The sequence below is a fragment of the Pseudomonas sp. Irchel 3A7 genome, assembly GCF_900187565.1.
Taxonomy (GTDB): Bacteria; Pseudomonadota; Gammaproteobacteria; order Pseudomonadales; family Pseudomonadaceae; genus Aquipseudomonas.
The window spans coordinates 81609-100205 of the sequence record NZ_FYED01000007.1; the positions used below are offsets into that span (position 1 = coordinate 81609).

Here is an 18597-nt window from a genome sequence, read left to right on the forward strand (position 1 = left end):
CTGGGCACTTCTAAAAAAAGCCTCCGACGACCGAAGGCTCTGGATAGCCCGTCGCCGACGGCCTGCAGCCCTTTGTGACACCGTGTGTTTGGGCGCATCCGCCGCACTGCGCTACAATCCTGCGCCTTTGCTGCCAGTCGGCTTAAATTCATTGATATCGGGTTGCCGGAACATCGTTCCGGGCCGATCTGCATTGCGAGGTACCTCCATGGTGCACAGCATGACCGCCTTCGCCCGCGTCGAGAAAGCCGGCGTCCAGGGCACCCTGAGCTGGGAACTGCGCTCGGTCAACAGCCGCTACCTGGAACCCCACCTGCGTTTGCCGGAGTCCTTTCGCGACCTCGAAGGCGCCGTCCGCGAGGCGTTGCGCCAGGGCGTGTCCCGGGGCAAGCTCGAATGCACCCTGCGCTTCACCGAAGAAAACACCGGCAAACCACTGCAAGTGGACCAGGCACGCGCCGCACAACTGGTTGCGGCCGCCGAGACCGTCGCCAGCCTGATCAAAAATCCGGCAGCGCTGAACCCGCTCGAAGTGCTGGCCTGGCCCGGCGTATTGGTGGGCGACGCGACCGACCCGCAAGCGCTGAACACCGAAGCACTGGCACTGTTCAACCAGGGCTTGAAAGAGCTCAAGGCCGGCCGCGAGCGCGAAGGCGCGGAGCTGGCGCGGTTGATCAACGATCGCCTGACGTCCATTGAAGAAGACGTGGTGATCCTGCGCGAACTGGTTCCGCAGATGCTCGCCACCCAGCGCCAGAAAGTGCTCGACCGCTTTGCCGACATGAAGGCCGAGATGGACCCGCAGCGCCTGGAGCAGGAAATGGTCATGCTCGCGCAAAAAAGCGACGTCGCCGAAGAACTGGATCGCCTGAGCACTCACATCATCGAAGTTCGCCGGGTCCTCAAATCCGGCGGCGCGGCCGGACGACGCCTGGACTTCCTGATGCAGGAACTCAACCGCGAAGCCAATACACTGGGCTCCAAAGCCTTCGACCCGCGCAGCACCCAAGCGGCGGTCAACCTCAAGGTGTTGATCGAGCAGATGCGCGAACAAGTGCAGAATATTGAGTAAGGCATACCCGACATGACCCACAGCACCGGCACCCTGTACATCATTTCCGCCCCATCGGGCGCGGGCAAGAGCAGCCTGGTCAAGGCCCTGACCGACGCCGATCCGGAGATCCGCGTTTCCGTTTCCCACACCACCCGCGCCATGCGCCCTGGTGAAGTGGACGGCGTGAACTATCACTTCGTCGAACGCAGCGAATTCGTGAAGATGATCGAACACGGGGATTTCCTTGAGCGCGCCGAAGTGTTCGGCAATCTCTACGGCACCTCGCAAAGCCATCTGCAGCAAACGCTGGATGAGGGTCACGACCTGATTCTGGAAATCGACTGGCAGGGTGCCGAGCAAGTGCGCAAACTGATGCCTCAGGCCCGCTCGATCTTTATTCTGCCGCCGTCACTTCAGGCCTTGCACCAGCGCCTGACCAATCGCGGCCAGGACAGCGACGAGATCATCGACGGCCGCATGCGCGAAGCCGTCAGTGAAATGAGCCACTACGTCGACTACGACTACCTGATCATCAATGACGATTTCGCCCACGCCTTGCACGATCTGAAGGCGATTTTCCGCGCCAATCAGCTGCAACAGAAACGCCAACAGCAACGTTTTGGCAAACTGCTGGCTGAATTGCTGGGCTGATCCACTCTTCCCAAAACCGCTGCAAGGGCTTTACATTGGCACTTGCAGCGCGTTGAAGAGCTTGATCAAAAAATCAGCGCTTCCCTAATCGCTGGTGATTTTTTAAACTGTTGAGTCCGCTCGCCCATCCGGGCAGCGCGCATATTGCATTTGCTACGAGGAAGACCATGGCCCGCGTAACCGTTGAAGACTGCCTAGAACACGTGGATAACCGCTTTGAGCTGGTCATGCTCTCTACCAAGCGTGCCCGTCAACTGGCCACCGGCGGCAAAGAGCCGAAAGTAGCATGGGAAAACGACAAGCCTACCGTCGTCGCCCTGCGTGAAATCGCTGAAGGCCTGATCGACTACGCAGCTATCGCCGAAGCCGAAATCGTTGAAGATGAACCGCTTTTTGCTGCATTCGAGGACGAGTCCAACGAGGCCGTCTAAGCCTATGCCTGGTCGACGTAGCACGGCGCGGGAACAAAGCTTTCGGCAGGAGATATCATGCCGAGCATAGACGCCCTCGCCGATCGCTTATCGACCTACCTCGGCAATGACCAGGTCAACCTGGTCCGCCGAGCGTATTTCTACGCCGAACAAGCCCACGACGGCCAACGCCGCCGTAGCGGTGAGGCGTACGTCACGCACCCGCTTGCGGTAGCGAATATTCTTGCCGACATGCATATGGACCATCAAAGCCTGATGGCAGCCATGCTGCATGACGTGATCGAAGACACCGGTATTGCCAAGGAAGCGCTACAAGCGCAGTTCGGCGAAACCGTGGCCGAACTGGTCGATGGGGTCAGCAAACTGACCCAGATGAACTTCGAGACCAAGGCCGAGGCCCAGGCCGAAAACTTCCAGAAAATGGCCATGGCCATGGCTCGCGACATTCGCGTGATCCTGGTCAAGCTGGCTGACCGCCTGCACAACATGCGCACGCTGGAAGTGTTGTCCGGCGAAAAACGCCGGCGCATCGCCAAGGAAACCCTGGAAATCTATGCGCCCATCGCCAATCGGCTGGGCATGCACGCCATCCGCATAGAATTCGAAGACCTCGGCTTCAAGGCCATGCACCCGATGCGTTCCGCGCGGATCTACCAGGCGGTCAAACGCGCCCGGGGCAACCGCAAGGAAATCGTCAACAAGATCGAAGAGTCCCTCAGTCACTGCCTGGCCATCGATGGCATTCAGGGCGAGGTCAGCGGTCGCCAGAAGCACCTCTACGGCATCTACAAGAAAATGCGCGGCAAGCGTCGGGCTTTCAACGAGATCATGGACGTCTATGCGTTCCGGATCATCGTCGACAAGGTCGATACCTGCTACCGCGTGCTGGGTGCTGTTCATAATTTGTACAAGCCATTGCCGGGCCGCTTCAAGGATTACATCGCGATCCCCAAGGCCAACGGCTATCAGTCGCTGCACACCACGCTGTTCGGCATGCACGGTGTTCCGATCGAGATCCAGATCCGCACCCGTGAAATGGAAGAGATGGCCAACAACGGCATCGCCGCCCATTGGCTGTACAAATCCAGTGGCGACGAGCAGCCAAAAGGCACTCACGCCCGTGCCCGCCAGTGGGTCAAAGGCGTGCTGGAGATGCAGCAGCGCGCCGGCAACTCGCTGGAATTCATCGAAAGCGTGAAGATCGACCTGTTCCCGGACGAGGTCTATGTGTTCACGCCAAAGGGCCGGATCATGGAGTTGCCCAAGGGCTCCACGGCGGTCGACTTCGCTTACGCGGTGCACACCGACGTGGGCAACAGCTGTATTGCCTGTCGGATCAATCGGCGTCTCGCGCCGCTGTCCGAACCGCTGCAAAGCGGCTCCACCGTGGAAATCGTCAGCGCCCCCGGTGCGCGGCCGAACCCGGCCTGGCTCAACTTCGTGGTCACCGGCAAGGCGCGCACGCACATCCGCCATGCGCTGAAACTGCAACGCCGTTCCGAGTCCATCAGCCTGGGTGAGCGCTTGCTGAACAAAGTCCTCAACGGTTTCGACAGCTCGCTGGAGAAAATCCAGGCTGAACGCGTCAAGGCCATGCTCACCGAGTATCGCCTCGAACTGATCGAAGACCTGCTCGAAGACATCGGCCTGGGTAATCGCATGGCGTATGTGGTGGCGCGCCGGTTACTCGGCGAGGGCGAACAGTTGCCAAGTCCGGAAGGTCCGCTGGCCATTCGCGGTACTGAAGGCCTGGTACTGAGCTACGCCAAGTGCTGTACGCCGATCCCGGGCGATCCGATCGTCGGCCACCTGTCCGCCGGCAAAGGCATGGTCGTGCACCTGGACAACTGCCGCAACATCAGCGAAATCCGCCATAACCCGGAAAAGTGCATCCAGCTCTCATGGGCCAAGGATGTCACTGGTGAATTCAATGTCGAACTGCGCGTCGAACTGGAGCACCAGCGCGGCCTGATCGCCTTGCTGGCCAGCAGCGTCAACGCGGCCGACGGCAACATCGAAAAAATCAGCATGGACGAACGCGATGGTCGCATCAGCGTGGTCCAACTGGTGGTCAGCGTACACGACCGTGTGCACCTGGCCCGCGTGATCAAGAAACTGCGCGCCCTGACCGGGGTGATCCGCATCACCCGCATGCGCGCGTAGCCAACCATCAATTACAAGGAGTCATTCATGACCAAGACTGTTATCACCAGCGACAAGGCCCCGGCCGCCATCGGTACTTACTCCCAGGCGATCAAGGCTGGCAACACCGTCTACATGTCGGGTCAAATTCCTCTGGACCCAAAAACCATGGAGCTGGTTGAAGGCTTCGAAGCCCAAACCGTCCAGGTCTTCGAGAACCTCAAAGCCGTGGCTGAAGCCGCCGGTGGTTCGTTCAAGGACATCGTCAAACTGAACATCTTCCTCACCGACCTGAGCCACTTCGCCAAGGTCAACGAGATCATGGGCAAGTACTTCGACCAGCCTTACCCAGCCCGCGCCGCCATTGGCGTAGCGGCCCTGCCAAAGGGTTCGCAGGTTGAAATGGATGCCATCCTGGTCATCGAGTAATGTGTCCGGCGCAGCCTCAGGCTGCGCCGACTGCTCTGCTGTAAAGAAAGCTTGAAAGGATTCCACCATGCGCAAAGCGCTTGCTCTCTCGCTGCTCGCCCTGCTTCTGGGCGGTTGTGCCAGCGACCCTGCCGACCGAGATATCAGCGGCACCTGGATCAATCAGGTGGCGATTGATGCTGCATCCAAGGGCCTCCCCCTGCGCGAAGCGCTCCAGGCTTATGGCCCGAACCTGGAATGGGACGTCAACACCAAGGCCGGTCAGGCCCGTTACACCAATGGCTTTGAAAATGTCGACGGCAAGCTGCTGGGCGAAGAGTCCGGCGCCTGGAAAATCGACTTTTACGGCAGTTCCGGCAGTGAACTGAAGCGCGACGGCAAACAACTGAGCCAGGCCGCGACCGAGAACGAACCCGCACAGGTCTTCGACCGCGCATTGATCCCGGTGCCGGATGGCGCACCGATTGGTGCCAGCTTCGAACGCGCGTTGTATTCGGCCTACATGGGCGGAAGCTGGAAAGTCATCAGCGGCCCCGGCGAAGGCAACACCGTTCAGTTTCAGGCTGACGGCCAGGTGACCGGCCTCCAGGGCGCTGATCGTTATGCATTGTGCCTGGCCGGTGATTGCGCCTCGATGAGTGGCGGCAACGACAACATGTGGCTGCAACTCAATGGCCAGGGAAATCCATGGATCTTTGCGCGCAAAGGCAAAGAGCTGGAAATCTTCCAGGTTGTGAATACCGCCTTGGCGGATGAAATGCCTCAGTTCACGCCGGGGGATCGCAAGTGGTTGCTGGAAAAGCAGTAACCCGGGTCTAACTGCAAAGAAGGTCCCATGTGGGAGCGAGCCTGCTCGCGAAGGGGGCGAAACATTCGACATCTCTGTTGACTGTTACATCGCTTTCGCGAGCAGGCTCGCTCCCACAGTTGTTATGGGGTGATTGGAATTCAGCAGCGTCCTTCGAGGATCGCGGCATAACCCTCGCGGAAGCTCGGGTACTTCGGCGCCCATCCCAACGCCTTCGCCCTCGCATTACTGCAGCGCTTGCTCCCGGTGCGGCGCACAGTGGCGTCGTCCGCCCATTCGGTCACGCCCAGATACTCACGCAACCAGCCCACCACATCCGCCAGCGCTGCCGGTGCGTCATCGACACCGATGTACACATCATCCAGCGCCACGCCACGCCGATCCGCCTCAAGCAGGCACGCCATCAACCCGGCGGCGTCGTCGGCATGAATCCGATTGGCGTACAAAGGCGGATCGACAGCCACGCGATAACCACGGCGCACCTGGGTCAGCAACCACTCACGGCCCGGACCGTAAATGCCGGTCAAACGCACGATGCTCGCCGGGATGCCACTATCAAGGGCAATCTGCTCGGCTTCGAGCATCACCCGCCCTGAATAGCCAGCCGCGACCGTTGGCGACTTCTCGTCAACCCACTCACCCTCTTGCTGACCGTAAACGCTGCTGCTGGAAACGAACAGCAGGCGATTGGGCACCTGCCCGTAGTCGTCCAGCCACTCGAGCACGTGCTTCAAGCCTTGAATGTAAGCAGCGCGGTAACCGGCCTCATCGTGATCAGTGGCGGCTGCGCAGTACACCAGGTAATCCACCGCACCAATCGGCCAGGTCGCCGGACATTCCTTGTTGAACAAGTCGCCGGCAACGCCAACCACACCCTGGGGCAGGCGCGAGATGTCGCGCCGCAGGCCATGAACCTCCCAACCGGCGGTCAACAATTGCGTGGCCAGACGGCTGCCGACATCACCGCAACCGGCGATCAAAACAGAAGGCGCGGACATCAGAAAACTCCCCTTGGAAACGGACAGACTAGCGCCGGCAATGGACGAGCGGCTAGCAATACAGGAAAAAAAGATACTCTATTACTTCTGTTAACAAGAATTACTTGCAATAATACGCGCCACTTTTGTTCTCGGCCTTACGAGGCCTGGAAGAGCATCATCGTTTTTCTATCTCAGGTCCGGCCAGCATGACACGCAATCAAATCCCCGCTTCGCCAACCAAACGACCTCGCGCCTGGAGCGCGGTGGCCGCCCTGCTGCTCAGCCTGATGCTGGCACCGACCGCGGCGTTCGCTGACGCACAAACACCCGCCACCCCGACCGCTACTGCAGCGGCCCCGGCTGACCACGCCGCCCCCGCTGCTGCTCCTGCCGCAACCGATCCGGCCCAGGCAGCACCTGCACAAGAAGCGCTCGGTGAAGACGTTCCTGAAGTCCTCGAAGCCGACAATAGCCTGGGCATGGCCCATGACCTGTCTCCGTGGGGCATGTACCAGAACGCCGACATCATCGTGAAGATCGTGATGATCGGCCTGGCGATCGCCTCGATCATCACCTGGACCATCTGGATTGCCAAAGGCTTCGAGCTGATGGGCGCCAAGCGTCGTCTGCGCAACGAAATCGTACACCTGAAGAAAGCCGCCACGCTCAAGGAAGCCGCCGCATCGGCAACCAAACCAGGCACCCTGGCCAACCTCTTGGTACATGACGCCCTGGAAGAGATGCATTTGTCGGTCAGCAGCCGCGAGAAAGAAGGCATCAAGGAACGCGTCAGCTTCCGCCTTGAGCGCCTGGTGGCCGCCTGCGGTCGCAACATGAGCAGCGGCACCGGCGTACTCGCCACCATCGGCTCCACCGCGCCGTTCGTCGGCCTGTTCGGTACCGTATGGGGCATCATGAACAGCTTCATCGGCATCGCCAAAACCCAGACCACCAACCTCGCCGTCGTGGCTCCCGGCATCGCCGAAGCCCTGCTGGCGACTGCCCTCGGTCTGGTCGCGGCGATTCCTGCGGTGGTGATCTACAACGTGTTTGCCCGCTCCATCGCCGGTTACAAGGCGCAAGTGTCCGACGCTTCGGCAGAAGTCCTGCTGCTGGTCAGCCGCGACCTCGATCACCAGCCTGAGCGCAGCTCGCAACCGCACATGGTGAAAGTGGGGTAATCGGCCATGGGCCTGCATTTGAAAGAAGGGGCAGACGACGATCTGTCCGAGAACCACGAAATCAACGTCACGCCGTTCATCGACGTGATGCTGGTGCTGTTGATCATTTTCATGGTGGCGGCCCCGCTGGCCACCGTGGATATCAAGGTCGACCTGCCTGCGTCCACCGCCAAACCGGCACCGCGGCCGGAGAAGCCGGTGTTCCTCAGCGTCAAGGCTGACCAACGCCTGTTCCTGGGCGAAGAGGAAGTGAAGGCTGAAGCACTCGGCGCAACGCTCGACGCCAGGACTCAGGGCAAGAAAGACACGACGATCTTCTTCCAGGCCGATAAAGGCGTGGATTACGGCGACCTGATGAGCGTGATGGACAACCTGCGCTCGGCCGGTTATCTGAAGGTCGGTCTGGTTGGACTCGAGACGGCAGTCAAGAAATGATCACGACGCGCCATAAGCTGACGCGCTACAGCGGTAGCCTGGCTGTGGTGCTGGGTGTTCACGCGCTGGCCATTGCGCTGGCCGTGAACTGGACGGCCCGCCCGCCCATCGAATTGCCGCCCCAGGCAATGATGGTCGAGCTGGCACCGATCCCAGCCCCGCCACCGCCCGCACCGCCGAAGGTCGTCACCCCACCGCAGCCGCCGGCTCCGGTTGAAGAACTGCCGATACCGAAGCTCGCCGAAGCGCCAAAGGCCGAGATCGCGGTACCGAAACCGGTCAAACCCAAGCCGAAGCCTCAACCGCCCAAGCCCGTGGAGAAAAAGCCCGAGCCGCCGAAGGAAAAGCCGTCCGAGGCAAAACCGAGCGAAGCACCGCCGACTCCAGCGCCGACCGAGAAATCCGCTCAGCCTGCGCCCGGCCCATCGGCCGCTCAAGTGGCAGCCAAGGCCAGCTGGCAAGGCACCCTGCTCGCTCATCTGGCCAAGTACAAAAAGTACCCGGCCAGCGCACAGGCACGGGGCAAGCAAGGCATGAACCGCCTGCGTTTCGTCGTGGATGCCGAAGGCAACGTGTTGTCATTTGAACTGGTGGGTAGCTCCGGCACGGCTGATCTGGACCGGGCAACTCTCGACATGATTCGCCGCGCCCAGCCCCTGCCAAAACCACCGGCCGACATGCTGAACAACGGCTCCATCGAAATTGTTGCACCCTTTGTTTACTCGCTGGAAAACCGCCGGCGGTAAATCATCACCCAACCATTGTGGGAGCGAGCCTGCTCGCGAAGAGGCCAGCACATTTAACATCCACTGGATGTCAAACCGCTTTCGCGAGCAGGCTCGCTCCCACATAGGTTCTCGCAACAACCAGACAGGCACCGAAAGGTGCCTTTTGCATATCTGCCCGCGGCAAACCGACATTGCCCGGTGTCACTCGACACCTACCTTCTGATAACGTGCGCCTATCGATTGCAGGCGGTATGCTTGGCCCGCATCTTCCTGGACGCTTGCTATGACTCTCACAGAATTACGCTACATCGTTACCCTCGCCCAAGAGCAGCACTTCGGCCACGCGGCCGAGCGTTGCCACGTCAGCCAGCCGACTCTGTCGGTGGGCGTGAAAAAGCTTGAAGACGAACTCGGTGTGCTGATTTTCGAGCGCAGTAAAAGTGCCGTGCGCCTGACCCCGGTGGGTGAAGGCATTGTGGCCCAGGCCCAAAAAGTCCTGGAACAGGCCCAAGGCATTCGCGAACTGGCCCAAGCCGGCAAGAACCAGCTGACCGCGCCGCTGAAAGTCGGCGCGATCTATACCGTCGGCCCGTACCTGTTTCCACACCTGATTCCGCAACTGCACCGGGTCGCTCCGCAGATGCCGTTGTACATCGAAGAAAACTTCACCCATGTGCTGCGCGACAAGCTGCGCAACGGTGAGCTCGACGCGATCATCATCGCCCTGCCGTTCAACGAAGCCGACGTGCTGACCCTGCAGCTATACGATGAGCCGTTCTACGTGCTGATGCCGGCCCAGCACCCGTGGACTCAAAAGGAATCCATCGACGCCGGCCTGCTCAACGATAAGAGCCTGCTGCTACTCGGCGAAGGCCACTGCTTCCGCGACCAGGTACTGGAAGCCTGCCCGACGCTGACCAAAGGCAACGACGGCGCCAAGCACACCACGGTGGAGTCCAGCTCGCTGGAAACCATCCGCCACATGGTCGCATCCGGCCTCGGCGTTTCGATCCTGCCGCTGTCGGCGGTCGACAGCCACCACTACGCCCCTGGCGTGATCGAAGTTCGGCCGCTGTCCGCACCAACGCCCTACCGCACCGTGGCCATCGCCTGGCGCGCGAGCTTCCCGCGACCCAAGGCAATCGAAATCCTCGCCGACTCCATTCGCCTGTGCTCGGTGGCCAAGCCGTCCGCGCAGGTGGTGGCGGGCTAAGCAAGCGTCATGACCGAGTTGTCGCAAGTGTCGGTGACGGCACTCAAGGGTGTCGGTGAAGCCATGGCCGAGAAACTGGCCAAGGTTGGCCTGGAAAATCTCCAGGACGTGCTGTTTCACCTGCCGCTGCGATATCAGGACCGCACCCGTGTGGTCCCGATCGGCGCGCTGCGCCCCGGGCAAGATGCCGTGATCGAAGGCACCGTCAGCGGTGCCGATGTGGTCATGGGGCGTCGCCGCAGTCTGGTGGTGCGCCTGCAGGATGGCACCGGCGGACTCAGTTTGCGCTTCTACCATTTCAGCAACGCACAGAAAGAAGGCCTCAAGCGCGGCACACGGATTCGCTGCTACGGCGAAGCGCGGCCCGGCGCGTCGGGACTGGAAATCTACCACCCGGAATACCGCGCCCTTACTGGCGACGAACCGCCGCCGGTGGATGAAACCCTGACCCCGGTGTACCCGCTCACCGAAGGCCTGACGCAACAGCGCCTGCGCCAACTGTGCATGCAAACCCTGACGTTGCTCGGTCCCACCAGCCTGCCCGACTGGCTGCCGACCGAACTGGCCCGTGATTACCAACTGGCGCCACTGGCCGATGCGATCCGCTACCTGCACCACCCGCCGGCCGATGCCGATGTCGACGAACTCGCCCTCGGTCATCACTGGGCGCAGCATCGCCTGGCCTTCGAGGAGCTGCTGACCCATCAGCTGTCCCAGCAGCGGCTGCGCGAAAGCATGCGCTCGCTGCGCGCGCCGGCCATGCCCAAGGCCACGCACCTGCCGGCCCAATACCTGGCCAATCTCGGGTTCAACCCCACGGGCGCGCAGCAACGGGTCGGCAACGAAATCGCCTACGACCTGAGTCAGCGCGAGCCCATGCTGCGGCTGATTCAGGGCGACGTCGGCGCGGGTAAAACCGTGGTCGCCGCCCTCGCCGCGCTGCAGGCTCTGGAAGCCGGTTATCAAGTGGCGCTGATGGCGCCTACTGAAATTCTCGCGGAGCAACACTTCATCACCTTCAAGCGCTGGCTCGAACCGCTGGGCATCGAGGTTGCGTGGCTGGCCGGCAAACTCAAGGGCAAAAACCGCGTGGCCGCGCTGGAGCAGATCGCCAATGGCACCCCGATGGTGGTCGGCACCCATGCGTTGTTCCAGGACGAAGTGCAGTTCAAGAACCTGGCGCTAGTGATTATCGACGAGCAGCACCGCTTCGGCGTGCAGCAGCGACTGGCCTTGCGGCAGAAGGGGGTCGGCGGCCGCATGTGTCCGCACCAGTTGATCATGACCGCCACCCCGATCCCGCGCACATTGGCCATGAGCGCCTACGCCGACCTCGACACCTCGATCCTCGACGAACTGCCGCCCGGCCGGACCCCGGTCAATACTGTGCTGATCACCGATACCCGGCGTGTCGAAGTCATCGAACGGGTGCGCAGCGCCTGTGCCGAAGGGCGTCAGGCCTATTGGGTCTGCACGCTGATCGAAGAGTCGGAAGAACTGACCTGCCAGGCTGCCGAAACCACCTACGAAGACCTGACCGCCGCCCTCGGTGAGCTGAAAGTGGGGCTGATCCATGGCCGCATGAAGCCCGCCGAAAAAGCCGCGGTGATGGCCGAGTTCAAGGCCGGTAACTTGCAATTGCTGGTGGCTACCACGGTGATCGAAGTCGGCGTGGACGTGCCCAACGCCAGCCTGATGATCATCGAAAACCCCGAACGCCTGGGCCTGGCGCAACTGCACCAGTTGCGTGGACGCGTCGGCCGGGGCAGCGCCGTCAGCCACTGCGTGCTGCTTTACCATCCGCCGTTGTCGCAGATCGGTCGTCAGCGCCTGGGCATCATGCGCGAAACCAACGACGGCTTTGTCATCGCCGAAAAAGACCTCGAACTGCGTGGCCCCGGCGAAATGCTCGGCACACGGCAGACCGGCCTGCTCCAGTTCAAGGTCGCCGACCTGATGCGCGATGCCGACCTGTTGCCCGCTGTGCGCGATGCCGCTCAGGCCTTGCTGGAGCGCTGGCCGGACCACGTTAGCCCGTTACTCGACCGCTGGCTGCGCCACGGGCAGCAATACGGCCAAGTGTGAGCACCGTCGCAGTTTCTGGAGGATGGGTTTGAGCAAGCTGGTTATACTCCTGCAATTGTTTTAGTCCGGATACAGACCATGACCGAAGTTGCCCTCGCACCCGCCTCCCCGCACGCTCCGTCGGTTATTCGGCTGCTGCTGGGCAAACTGGGTATTGCCTACGAGGAAGTCCTCGATCATCACGGCTTGAACCCGGCGCGCAAAGTCCAGGCTGTACTGCTCGACGACGCCATTGGCGCGCTGATGGTGCTGTTTCCGCAGAGCCAGTTGCTCGATCTCAACCGCCTCACCGAACTCACTGGCCGCCGCCTCACCGCCGTGCCGACCGAGCGCCTGGTAAAGATGCTCGGCAAACACAACCTGAGCCTGCTGCCAGGCCTGCCAGCCCTCACCAGCTCGCCGTGCCTGTATGACGAAAGCCTGCTGCGCGAGCCGACGGTGCTGGTCAATTCGGGTGAGCCGGGCGTCCTGCTGGAAATCACCAGCGAAGCGTTCAAATCGATGCTCAACAAGGCCAGCGCCGCCAACTTCGGCGAAGCCCTGAGCAGCATTCGCCCGAACCTCGACCGCCCCGATGATGACCGCGCGGAAATCACCCAGGCGGTCCAGGCATTCACCGCGCGGCGCATCCAGCAACGCCTGGAAGCAACCATCGAAATTCCGCCGCTGGCCGAAACCGCGCAGAAGATCATCAAGCTGCGCGTCGACCCCAACGCCACCATCGACGACATCACCGGCGTGGTCGAAACCGACCCGGCCCTGGCTGCGCAAGTGGTGAGTTGGGCTGCGTCGCCGTACTACGCTTCGCCAGGCAAGATTCGCTCGGTGGAAGACGCCATCGTGCGAGTGCTGGGTTTCGATCTGGTGATCAACCTGGCGCTGGGCCTGGCTCTTGGTAAAACCCTGAGCCTGCCCAAAGACCATCCGCAACAGAGCACACCGTACTGGCAGCAATCGATCTACACCGCCGCCGTCATCGAAGGCCTGACCCGCGCCATGCCACGCGCCCAGCGCCCGGAAGCCGGCCTGACCTACCTGGCGGGCCTGCTGCACAACTTCGGTTATCTGCTGCTGGCCCACGTGTTCCCGCCGCACTTTTCGCTGATCTGCCGCCACCTGGAGGTTAATCCGCACCTGTGCCACAGCTACATCGAGCAACACCTGCTGGGCATCAGCCGCGAACAGATCGGTGCGTGGCTGATGCGTTACTGGGACATGCCTGATGAGCTGGCCACCGCACTGCGCTTCCAGCACGACCCGGGCTACGACGGCGCCTACGCCGAGTACCCGAACCTGGTGTGCCTGGCCGTGCGCCTGCTGCGCAGCCGTGGCATCGGTTCCGGCCCCGACGAAGACATCCCCGACGCCCTGCTCGAACGCCTCGGCCTGAGCCGCGCCAAAGCCGAAGACGTTGTCAGCAAAGTGCTGGAAGCCGAAGTGCTGTTGCGCGAACTGGCTTCGCAGTTCAGCCAGGCTTAAAAGCATTCGCGAGCAGGCTCGCTCCCACAGAGGTCAGGTATTCCCTGTGGGAGCGAGCCTGCTCGCGAAGAATCCACTGCGATTTATCTGACAGGCCTTAAGCCTTTGGCTTGGTCTTCTTCGGTTTCAAATACTTGGTCAACCCCTGAAACCAGATCACCAGTGCCGGATTGCCCTTGATCTGAATCGACTTGTCCTGAATCCCCGTCATGAACGCCAGTTGCTTGTTCTTCGCCTGCATCGTGGCGAAGCCATACCCGGCATCCTTGAAGGCAATGGCGAACGCCGGCTCAGCATACACCCCGGACTTGCTGGTGATGCGCTGGTCCTTCACCCGAAAATGCCGCGCCACTTTCCCGTCCAGGGTCTGCAGCTGAAACACCAGTTCCTTGTCACCCAACTGCTGCTGAAACGCCGGATTGCTCCGACTGGCCTTGCCCATCAACAAACCCAGCATCCACAGTAGAAAACGAAATTTCATGCGCAAGCCTCAAAAAGAAAATGAACGGCTGGCGCAGTGTAGCGACTTGGATAAAGAACGCCACTATCGAGTTGCGTTAGAAGAAGATCAGCCCTGTTTCTCGCATGATGACCGCCAAGTCACAGTTTTCGTTCTCCCTCAGGTCACTAACGTATTGGGGCATGCGAACGCATCTTGTGAGCCATCTTCTTACCTAGTACAAAACCCCTTCCAACACTTCGTAAACAATCCCGCTCCCCACCGCGATCAGCACAATATCGCCGCCCGCACGACGCCATTCGTAGCCAGGGTAGTAAGGCAGCCGCCCCAGTGCGCGGTTATCCAGTCGCTCACCGTAGTAGCCATGAGGCAGTGGCCGACCACGCTCCAAATGAATACCCGGTGGTGGCGGCGCGCCGCGTACGAAATAGCCGTGATTGTCGTGAATGGTCTGGCGCACCGGGCCGAAGTCCCGAGGCGGAGGGCCGCCACGATGGTTGTCCTGTCCGCCACGGTGATCGTCACCGCGATTGTCGTAATGGCCCTGCTGCGGGCCGCCGCGGTCGTGATCGTCGCGTTGATCGGCGCTGGCGTGCAGCAATGGGGTTGCGCTGAGCATCAGCACGCCCAGGCTGGCAATCAGACGTTTCGGCATTTTCATTAGGGCTTTCCTCATAACACATGCAGCAAAAAGGGCTTCAGAACGTAGTCCTGAAGCCCTCGGTCTTGCTGGTTAGTCTGTGTCGGTAGGCTCTAATTCCTCTGTATCAGGAACTTTACCTTCAGCTGACGCGAGCCTTACGCACGCCGTCGGCCAGTGCCGAGCACAGGCTCAGTACGCCATCGATTGCCTGATCCGGCGTCGAGGCATTGGCGATGTGATCGATCAGTGCCGAACCCACCACCACGCCGTCCGCCAGACGCGCAATCGACGCCGCTTGCTCCGGCGTACGAATGCCGAAACCGATGCTGATCGGCAGGTTGGTATGGCGACGCAGGCGAGCGACCGCTTCTTCGACGTGCTCCAGTGTCGCCGCGCCGGCGCCGGTCACACCGGCAACGGATACGTAATACACAAACCCGGAGCTACCGTTCAGAACCGTTGGCAGACGCACATCGTCGGTGGTTGGCGTGGTCAGACGGATGAAATCCAGACCGGCCGCCTGGGCCGGATCGCACAGTTCGCCGTTATGCTCGGGCGGCATGTCGACCACGATCAGGCCATCGACACCGGCCTCTTTTGCTTCGGCGATGAAGCGCGGTACGCCGTACTTGTGGATCGGGTTGAAGTAACCCATCAACACCAGCGGCGTTTCGTTGTTGTCCTTGCGGAACTCGCGAACCATTTCCAGGGTTTTCGCCAGGTTCTGCTTGGCGGCCAGGGCGCGGATGTTGGCGAGCTGGATCGCCGGGCCATCGGCCATCGGATCGGTGAAGGGCATGCCCAGCTCGATCACATCGGCGCCAGCGGCCGGCAAACCCTTGAGGATCGCCAGGGAAGTGTCATAGCCCGGGTCGCCAGCGGTGACGAAGGTCACCAGAGCGGCGCGGTTCTGTTCCTTGAGTTCGGCAAAGCGCGTTTGCAGGCGGCTCATCAGTGTTTCTCCTGCTTCGATTGTTCCATGTGGTGCATCACGGTCTGCATATCTTTGTCCCCGCGACCCGACAGGTTGACCACCATCAGGTGATCCTTCGGCAGGGTCGGTGCACGCTTGAACACTTCGGCCAGGGCATGGGCGCTTTCCAGTGCAGGAATAATCCCTTCCAGGCGGCAGCATTGGTGGAAAGCGGCGAGTGCTTCGTCGTCCGTCACCGAGGTGTACTGAACACGGCCGATGTCATGCAACCAGGCGTGTTCCGGGCCGATGCCCGGGTAGTCCAGGCCTGCGGAGATCGAATGGGCGTCGATGATCTGACCATCGTCGTCCTGCAACAGGAAGGTACGGTTGCCGTGCAACACACCCGGTACGCCGCCATTCAGGCTGGCTGCATGTTTGCCGGTTTCGATGCCGTAGCCGGCCGCTTCAACACCGATGATTTCGACGCTCTTGTCGTCGAGGAACGGGTGGAACAGGCCCATGGCGTTGGAGCCGCCACCGATGCACGCCACCAGGCTGTCCGGCAGACGGCCTTCCTGGGCTTGCAGCTGGTCGCGGGTTTCCTTGCCGATAACGGCCTGGAAGTCGCGAACCATCGCTGGATAAGGGTGCGGACCGGCTACGGTACCGATCAGGTAGAAGGTGCTGTCGACGTTGGTCACCCAGTCACGCAGCGCTTCGTTCATTGCGTCCTTCAGGGTGCCGGTGCCGGCCACGACCGGGATCACTTCGGCGCCCAGCAATTTCATGCGGAAGACGTTGGCCTGCTGACGCTCGATGTCAGTGGTGCCCATGTAGATCACGCAGTCCAGGCCAAAACGCGCGGCCACGGTAGCGGTCGCCACCCCGTGCATGCCGGCGCCGGTCTCGGCGATGATGCGTTTCTTGCCCATGCGCCGCGCCAGCAGGATCTGACCGATGCAGTTGTTGATCTTGTGCGCGCCGGTGTGGTTGAGCTCTTCACGCTTGAGATAGATCTTGGCGCCACCGCAGAACTCGGTCAGGCGTTCAGCGAAGTAGAGTGGGCTCGGACGACCGACGTAGTCGCGCTGGAAGTAGGCCAATTCTTCCTTGAATGCAGGATCTTCCTTGGCCGCTTCGTATTCACGGGCCAGATCCAGGATCAGCGGCATCAGGGTTTCAGCGACATAACGGCCGCCGAACGCGCCGAACAGGCCGTTGGCGTCGGGGCCGTTGCGCAGATTAGTCTGGGTCATGGGGCGCTCCAGTTGAATGCGTGAAGAGATAGTGGGCTTCACTCTACCCCTGCCGCGAAGGTCTGAAAACCGATAAGATCGCCGCAACCTGTCAGGAAAACTCACACATACCATGAGCCACGACCTGCCCCCCTTAAATGCTCTGCGCGCCTTCGAAGCCACCGCCCGCCTCAACAGCGTCAGTCAGGCTGCGGAACAGTTGCACGTCACTCACGGCGCGGTCAGCCGCCAACTGAAAGTACTCGAAGAACACCTCGGGGTCAGCTTGTTCACCAAGGAAGGGCGCGGCCTGAAACTCACAGATGCCGGCATGCGTTTGCGCGACGCCAGCGCTGAAGCCTTCGAGCGCCTGCGCACGGTGTGCGCCGAACTCACCCAAAGCACCGCCGATGCGCCATTTGTGCTCGGCTGCTCGGGCAGCCTGCTCGCACGCTGGTTTATTCCACGCCTGGGACGGTTGAATGCCGACCTGCCAGATCTGCGCTTGCACCTGTCGGCCGGTGAAGGGGATCTTGATCCTCGCCGTCCAGGCCTGGATGCCTTGCTGGTGTTTGCCGAGCCACCCTGGCCGGCGGATATGCAGGTGTTCGAGCTTGCCAGTGAACGGATCGGCCCGGTGATGAGCCCCCGGTTCGTCGGCTACGACAGGCTTAAAACCGCACCGGCCTCAGCCCTGCTCAATGAATCAGTACTGCACACCACCTCGCGTCCACAAGCCTGGCCCAGTTGGGCGCAGCAAAGCGGCCTCGACGCCAAAGCGTTGAAGTACGGTCAGGGTTTCGAGCACTTGTATTACTTGCTGGAAGCGGCGGTGGCCGGGCTGGGTGTGGCGATCGCTCCCGAGCCGCTTGTCGTCGAGGACTTGAAGGCCGGCCGATTGGTCGCCCCTTGGGGTTTCAGTGAAACCCCGGCACAACTGGCGCTGTGGCTGCCCAAGCGCGCCGCGGACGGGCGCGCCCGGCAACTGGCGCAATGGCTCAAGAACGAGCTGCGCCAGACGAATTAGTCACCGCGCTTGAATAGCAGGTAGGCCGCCAGCAGGCCCAATGCGCCTACGGCAACACCGGCTGTCGTCCAAGGATGTTCCTGGGCGTAGTCCCGGGTGGCAATCCCGGTTTCCCGGGTTTTCACTTTGACCTCTTCATAAGCATCGGAGAGCAGATGACGCGAATGTCTCAGCGCGTTCTCGGCGTTGCCCTTGAGCACCTTGAGGGTTTTACGCGACTCGTCCGAGGCGTCGTCCTTAAGATTTTCCAAGGATTTGAGCAGACTCTCGATCTCCGCTTCCATGCTTTGCAATGAGGCTTTACGTAACGAGCTATTGGCCATGGTGGCTCTCCTGCATTGTTGATGAGTGGCGTGTGTTGGTTGGGACTTCAGGGGGTCGAGAAAGTGCAGTAAATGTGAACTTACATATCAGTCCGACCGACAGAAGTAAGACCGAAAATCACTGCTAGGCTGTATTTCACACCCTAAGGAGAACGCCATGACTGACCATCACACCTACAAGAAAGTCGAACTGGTTGGCTCGTCCACAAGCAGCATCGAAGACGCGATCAACAACGCACTGGCCGAAGCCAGCAAAAGCCTCAAGTACATGGAATGGTTTGAAGTGACCGAAACCCGCGGGCATATCAAGGACGGCAAGGCTGCGCATTTCCAGGTGACGCTCAAGGTCGGGTTCAGGATTGCCAGCAGCTGACGTT

Annotated in this window: 20 protein-coding genes; 14 read left to right on the forward strand and 6 right to left on the reverse strand. The window is 61.1% G+C overall.

Features of this window, described 5'->3' with window-relative positions:
• The first annotated feature begins 208 nt into the window (after positions 1-208).
• The 6 genes from CKW21_RS13295 (at position 209) to CKW21_RS13320 (ending at position 5515) form a co-directional block, all read left to right on the forward strand.
• Complete coding sequence (locus CKW21_RS13295; protein WP_095194426.1) at positions 209-1072, forward strand: YicC/YloC family endoribonuclease; 864 nt, start codon at positions 209-211, stop codon at positions 1070-1072.
• Between the two features lie 12 nt (positions 1073-1084).
• Positions 1085-1705, forward strand: a complete 621-nt coding sequence (gene gmk / locus CKW21_RS13300; RefSeq protein ID WP_095194427.1) for a guanylate kinase — start codon at positions 1085-1087, stop codon at positions 1703-1705.
• Between the two features lie 167 nt (positions 1706-1872).
• The gene (gene rpoZ, locus CKW21_RS13305) at positions 1873-2136 is read left to right on the forward strand and encodes a DNA-directed RNA polymerase subunit omega (protein WP_007921129.1); all 264 of its coding nucleotides are present in this window, start codon (positions 1873-1875) and stop codon (positions 2134-2136) included.
• Between the two features lie 57 nt (positions 2137-2193).
• Positions 2194-4299 carry a bifunctional GTP diphosphokinase/guanosine-3',5'-bis pyrophosphate 3'-pyrophosphohydrolase gene (gene spoT, locus CKW21_RS13310; RefSeq protein WP_095194428.1) on the forward strand — a complete coding sequence of 702 codons (2106 nt, stop codon included), beginning with the start codon at positions 2194-2196 and terminating at the stop codon, positions 4297-4299.
• Between the two features lie 27 nt (positions 4300-4326).
• Positions 4327-4707 carry a RidA family protein gene (locus CKW21_RS13315; RefSeq protein WP_003229509.1) on the forward strand — a complete coding sequence of 127 codons (381 nt, stop codon included), beginning with the start codon at positions 4327-4329 and terminating at the stop codon, positions 4705-4707.
• 67 nt (positions 4708-4774) lie between these two features.
• A complete protein-coding gene (locus CKW21_RS13320) occupies positions 4775-5515 on the forward strand; it encodes a hypothetical protein (protein WP_095194429.1) in 741 nt (246 codons plus the stop codon).
• A gap of 140 nt (positions 5516-5655) precedes the next feature.
• Here the strand turns inward: CKW21_RS13320 and CKW21_RS13325 are convergent, their stop codons facing one another.
• Entirely contained in the window at positions 5656-6513 is an 858-nt protein-coding gene (locus CKW21_RS13325; RefSeq protein WP_095194430.1) for an SDR family oxidoreductase, read from the reverse strand.
• 188 nt (positions 6514-6701) lie between these two features.
• Between CKW21_RS13325 and exbB the strand changes: the two genes are divergently transcribed.
• The 6 genes from exbB (at position 6702) to CKW21_RS13355 (ending at position 13616) form a co-directional block, all read left to right on the forward strand.
• On the forward strand, positions 6702-7676 hold the full coding sequence (gene exbB / locus CKW21_RS13330) for a tonB-system energizer ExbB (RefSeq protein ID WP_095194431.1): 975 nt from the start codon (positions 6702-6704) through the stop codon (positions 7674-7676).
• A gap of 6 nt (positions 7677-7682) precedes the next feature.
• Positions 7683-8111: a TonB system transport protein ExbD gene (gene exbD / locus CKW21_RS13335; protein WP_095194432.1), complete on the forward strand. Its 429-nt coding sequence runs from the start codon at positions 7683-7685 to the stop codon at positions 8109-8111.
• Positions 8108-8857: an energy transducer TonB gene (locus tag CKW21_RS13340; RefSeq protein WP_095194433.1), complete on the forward strand. Its 750-nt coding sequence runs from the start codon at positions 8108-8110 to the stop codon at positions 8855-8857. Before exbD ends, CKW21_RS13340 begins: the two co-directional genes overlap by 4 nt.
• A 265-nt stretch (positions 8858-9122) precedes the next feature.
• Positions 9123-10052 (forward strand): hydrogen peroxide-inducible genes activator, encoded by a 930-nt coding sequence (locus tag CKW21_RS13345; RefSeq protein ID WP_095194434.1) that lies wholly within the window; start codon positions 9123-9125, stop codon positions 10050-10052.
• A 9-nt stretch (positions 10053-10061) separates the two neighbouring features.
• On the forward strand, positions 10062-12137 hold the full coding sequence (recG, locus tag CKW21_RS13350; protein WP_095194435.1) for an ATP-dependent DNA helicase RecG: 2076 nt from the start codon (positions 10062-10064) through the stop codon (positions 12135-12137).
• A gap of 78 nt (positions 12138-12215) precedes the next feature.
• A complete protein-coding gene (locus tag CKW21_RS13355; protein WP_095194436.1) occupies positions 12216-13616 on the forward strand; it encodes an aminoacyl-tRNA deacylase and HDOD domain-containing protein in 1401 nt (466 codons plus the stop codon).
• Positions 13617-13713: 97 nt separating this feature from the next.
• On the opposite strand, the gene CKW21_RS13360 is transcribed toward CKW21_RS13355, so the two are convergent.
• The 4 genes from CKW21_RS13360 to trpB all read right to left on the reverse strand — a co-directional run bounded on the left by CKW21_RS13360 (position 13714) and on the right by trpB (position 16891).
• Positions 13714-14097, reverse strand: coding sequence for a helicase (locus CKW21_RS13360; protein WP_095194437.1), 384 nt, complete (start codon positions 14095-14097; stop codon positions 13714-13716).
• Between the two features lie 193 nt (positions 14098-14290).
• Positions 14291-14737 (reverse strand): anti-virulence regulator CigR family protein, encoded by a 447-nt coding sequence (locus tag CKW21_RS13365; protein ID WP_095194438.1) that lies wholly within the window; start codon positions 14735-14737, stop codon positions 14291-14293.
• A gap of 121 nt (positions 14738-14858) precedes the next feature.
• Entirely contained in the window at positions 14859-15671 is an 813-nt protein-coding gene (gene trpA, locus CKW21_RS13370) for a tryptophan synthase subunit alpha (protein WP_095194439.1), read from the reverse strand.
• Positions 15671-16891, reverse strand: a complete 1221-nt coding sequence (trpB, locus tag CKW21_RS13375; RefSeq protein ID WP_046818704.1) for a tryptophan synthase subunit beta — start codon at positions 16889-16891, stop codon at positions 15671-15673. Before trpB ends, trpA begins: the two co-directional genes overlap by 1 nt.
• A 112-nt stretch (positions 16892-17003) precedes the next feature.
• Here trpB and CKW21_RS13380 point away from each other — a divergent pair, with 112 nt between their 5' ends.
• Positions 17004-17897: a LysR family transcriptional regulator gene (locus CKW21_RS13380; protein ID WP_095194440.1), complete on the forward strand. Its 894-nt coding sequence runs from the start codon at positions 17004-17006 to the stop codon at positions 17895-17897.
• On the opposite strand, the gene CKW21_RS13385 is transcribed toward CKW21_RS13380, so the two are convergent.
• Complete coding sequence (locus tag CKW21_RS13385) at positions 17894-18220, reverse strand: YqjD family protein (protein WP_095194441.1); 327 nt, start codon at positions 18218-18220, stop codon at positions 17894-17896. The genes CKW21_RS13380 and CKW21_RS13385 overlap by 4 nt on opposite strands.
• A 157-nt stretch (positions 18221-18377) precedes the next feature.
• On the opposite strand from CKW21_RS13385, the gene CKW21_RS13390 reads away from it, so the two are divergent.
• Positions 18378-18593, forward strand: a complete 216-nt coding sequence (locus tag CKW21_RS13390; protein WP_008027736.1) for a dodecin — start codon at positions 18378-18380, stop codon at positions 18591-18593.
• The last annotated feature ends 4 nt before the right edge of the window (positions 18594-18597 follow it).

Bases quoted from the DNA above. Each gene is read 5' to 3' on its own strand.
- exbB (WP_095194431.1), top strand. From the start codon at position 6,702: ATGACACGCAATCAAATCCCCGCTTCGCCAACCAAACGACCTCGCGCC.
- exbD (WP_095194432.1), top strand. From the start codon at position 7,683: ATGGGCCTGCATTTGAAAGAAGGGGCAGACGACGATCTGTCCGAGAAC.
- CKW21_RS13345 (WP_095194434.1), top strand. From the start codon at position 9,123: ATGACTCTCACAGAATTACGCTACATCGTTACCCTCGCCCAAGAGCAG.
- CKW21_RS13320 (WP_095194429.1), top strand. From the start codon at position 4,775: ATGCGCAAAGCGCTTGCTCTCTCGCTGCTCGCCCTGCTTCTGGGCGGT.
- CKW21_RS13380 (WP_095194440.1), top strand. From the start codon at position 17,004: ATGAGCCACGACCTGCCCCCCTTAAATGCTCTGCGCGCCTTCGAAGCC.
- CKW21_RS13315 (WP_003229509.1), top strand. From the start codon at position 4,327: ATGACCAAGACTGTTATCACCAGCGACAAGGCCCCGGCCGCCATCGGT.
- spoT (WP_095194428.1), top strand. From the start codon at position 2,194: ATGCCGAGCATAGACGCCCTCGCCGATCGCTTATCGACCTACCTCGGC.
- CKW21_RS13390 (WP_008027736.1), top strand. From the start codon at position 18,378: ATGACTGACCATCACACCTACAAGAAAGTCGAACTGGTTGGCTCGTCC.
- CKW21_RS13365 (WP_095194438.1), bottom strand. From the start codon at position 14,737: ATGAAAATGCCGAAACGTCTGATTGCCAGCCTGGGCGTGCTGATGCTC.
- gmk (WP_095194427.1), top strand. From the start codon at position 1,085: ATGACCCACAGCACCGGCACCCTGTACATCATTTCCGCCCCATCGGGC.
- CKW21_RS13325 (WP_095194430.1), bottom strand. From the start codon at position 6,513: ATGTCCGCGCCTTCTGTTTTGATCGCCGGTTGCGGTGATGTCGGCAGC.
- CKW21_RS13360 (WP_095194437.1), bottom strand. From the start codon at position 14,097: ATGAAATTTCGTTTTCTACTGTGGATGCTGGGTTTGTTGATGGGCAAG.
- trpA (WP_095194439.1), bottom strand. From the start codon at position 15,671: ATGAGCCGCCTGCAAACGCGCTTTGCCGAACTCAAGGAACAGAACCGC.
- rpoZ (WP_007921129.1), top strand. From the start codon at position 1,873: ATGGCCCGCGTAACCGTTGAAGACTGCCTAGAACACGTGGATAACCGC.
- CKW21_RS13385 (WP_095194441.1), bottom strand. From the start codon at position 18,220: ATGGCCAATAGCTCGTTACGTAAAGCCTCATTGCAAAGCATGGAAGCG.
- recG (WP_095194435.1), top strand. From the start codon at position 10,062: ATGACCGAGTTGTCGCAAGTGTCGGTGACGGCACTCAAGGGTGTCGGT.
- CKW21_RS13355 (WP_095194436.1), top strand. From the start codon at position 12,216: ATGACCGAAGTTGCCCTCGCACCCGCCTCCCCGCACGCTCCGTCGGTT.
- CKW21_RS13340 (WP_095194433.1), top strand. From the start codon at position 8,108: ATGATCACGACGCGCCATAAGCTGACGCGCTACAGCGGTAGCCTGGCT.
- trpB (WP_046818704.1), bottom strand. From the start codon at position 16,891: ATGACCCAGACTAATCTGCGCAACGGCCCCGACGCCAACGGCCTGTTC.
- CKW21_RS13295 (WP_095194426.1), top strand. From the start codon at position 209: ATGGTGCACAGCATGACCGCCTTCGCCCGCGTCGAGAAAGCCGGCGTC.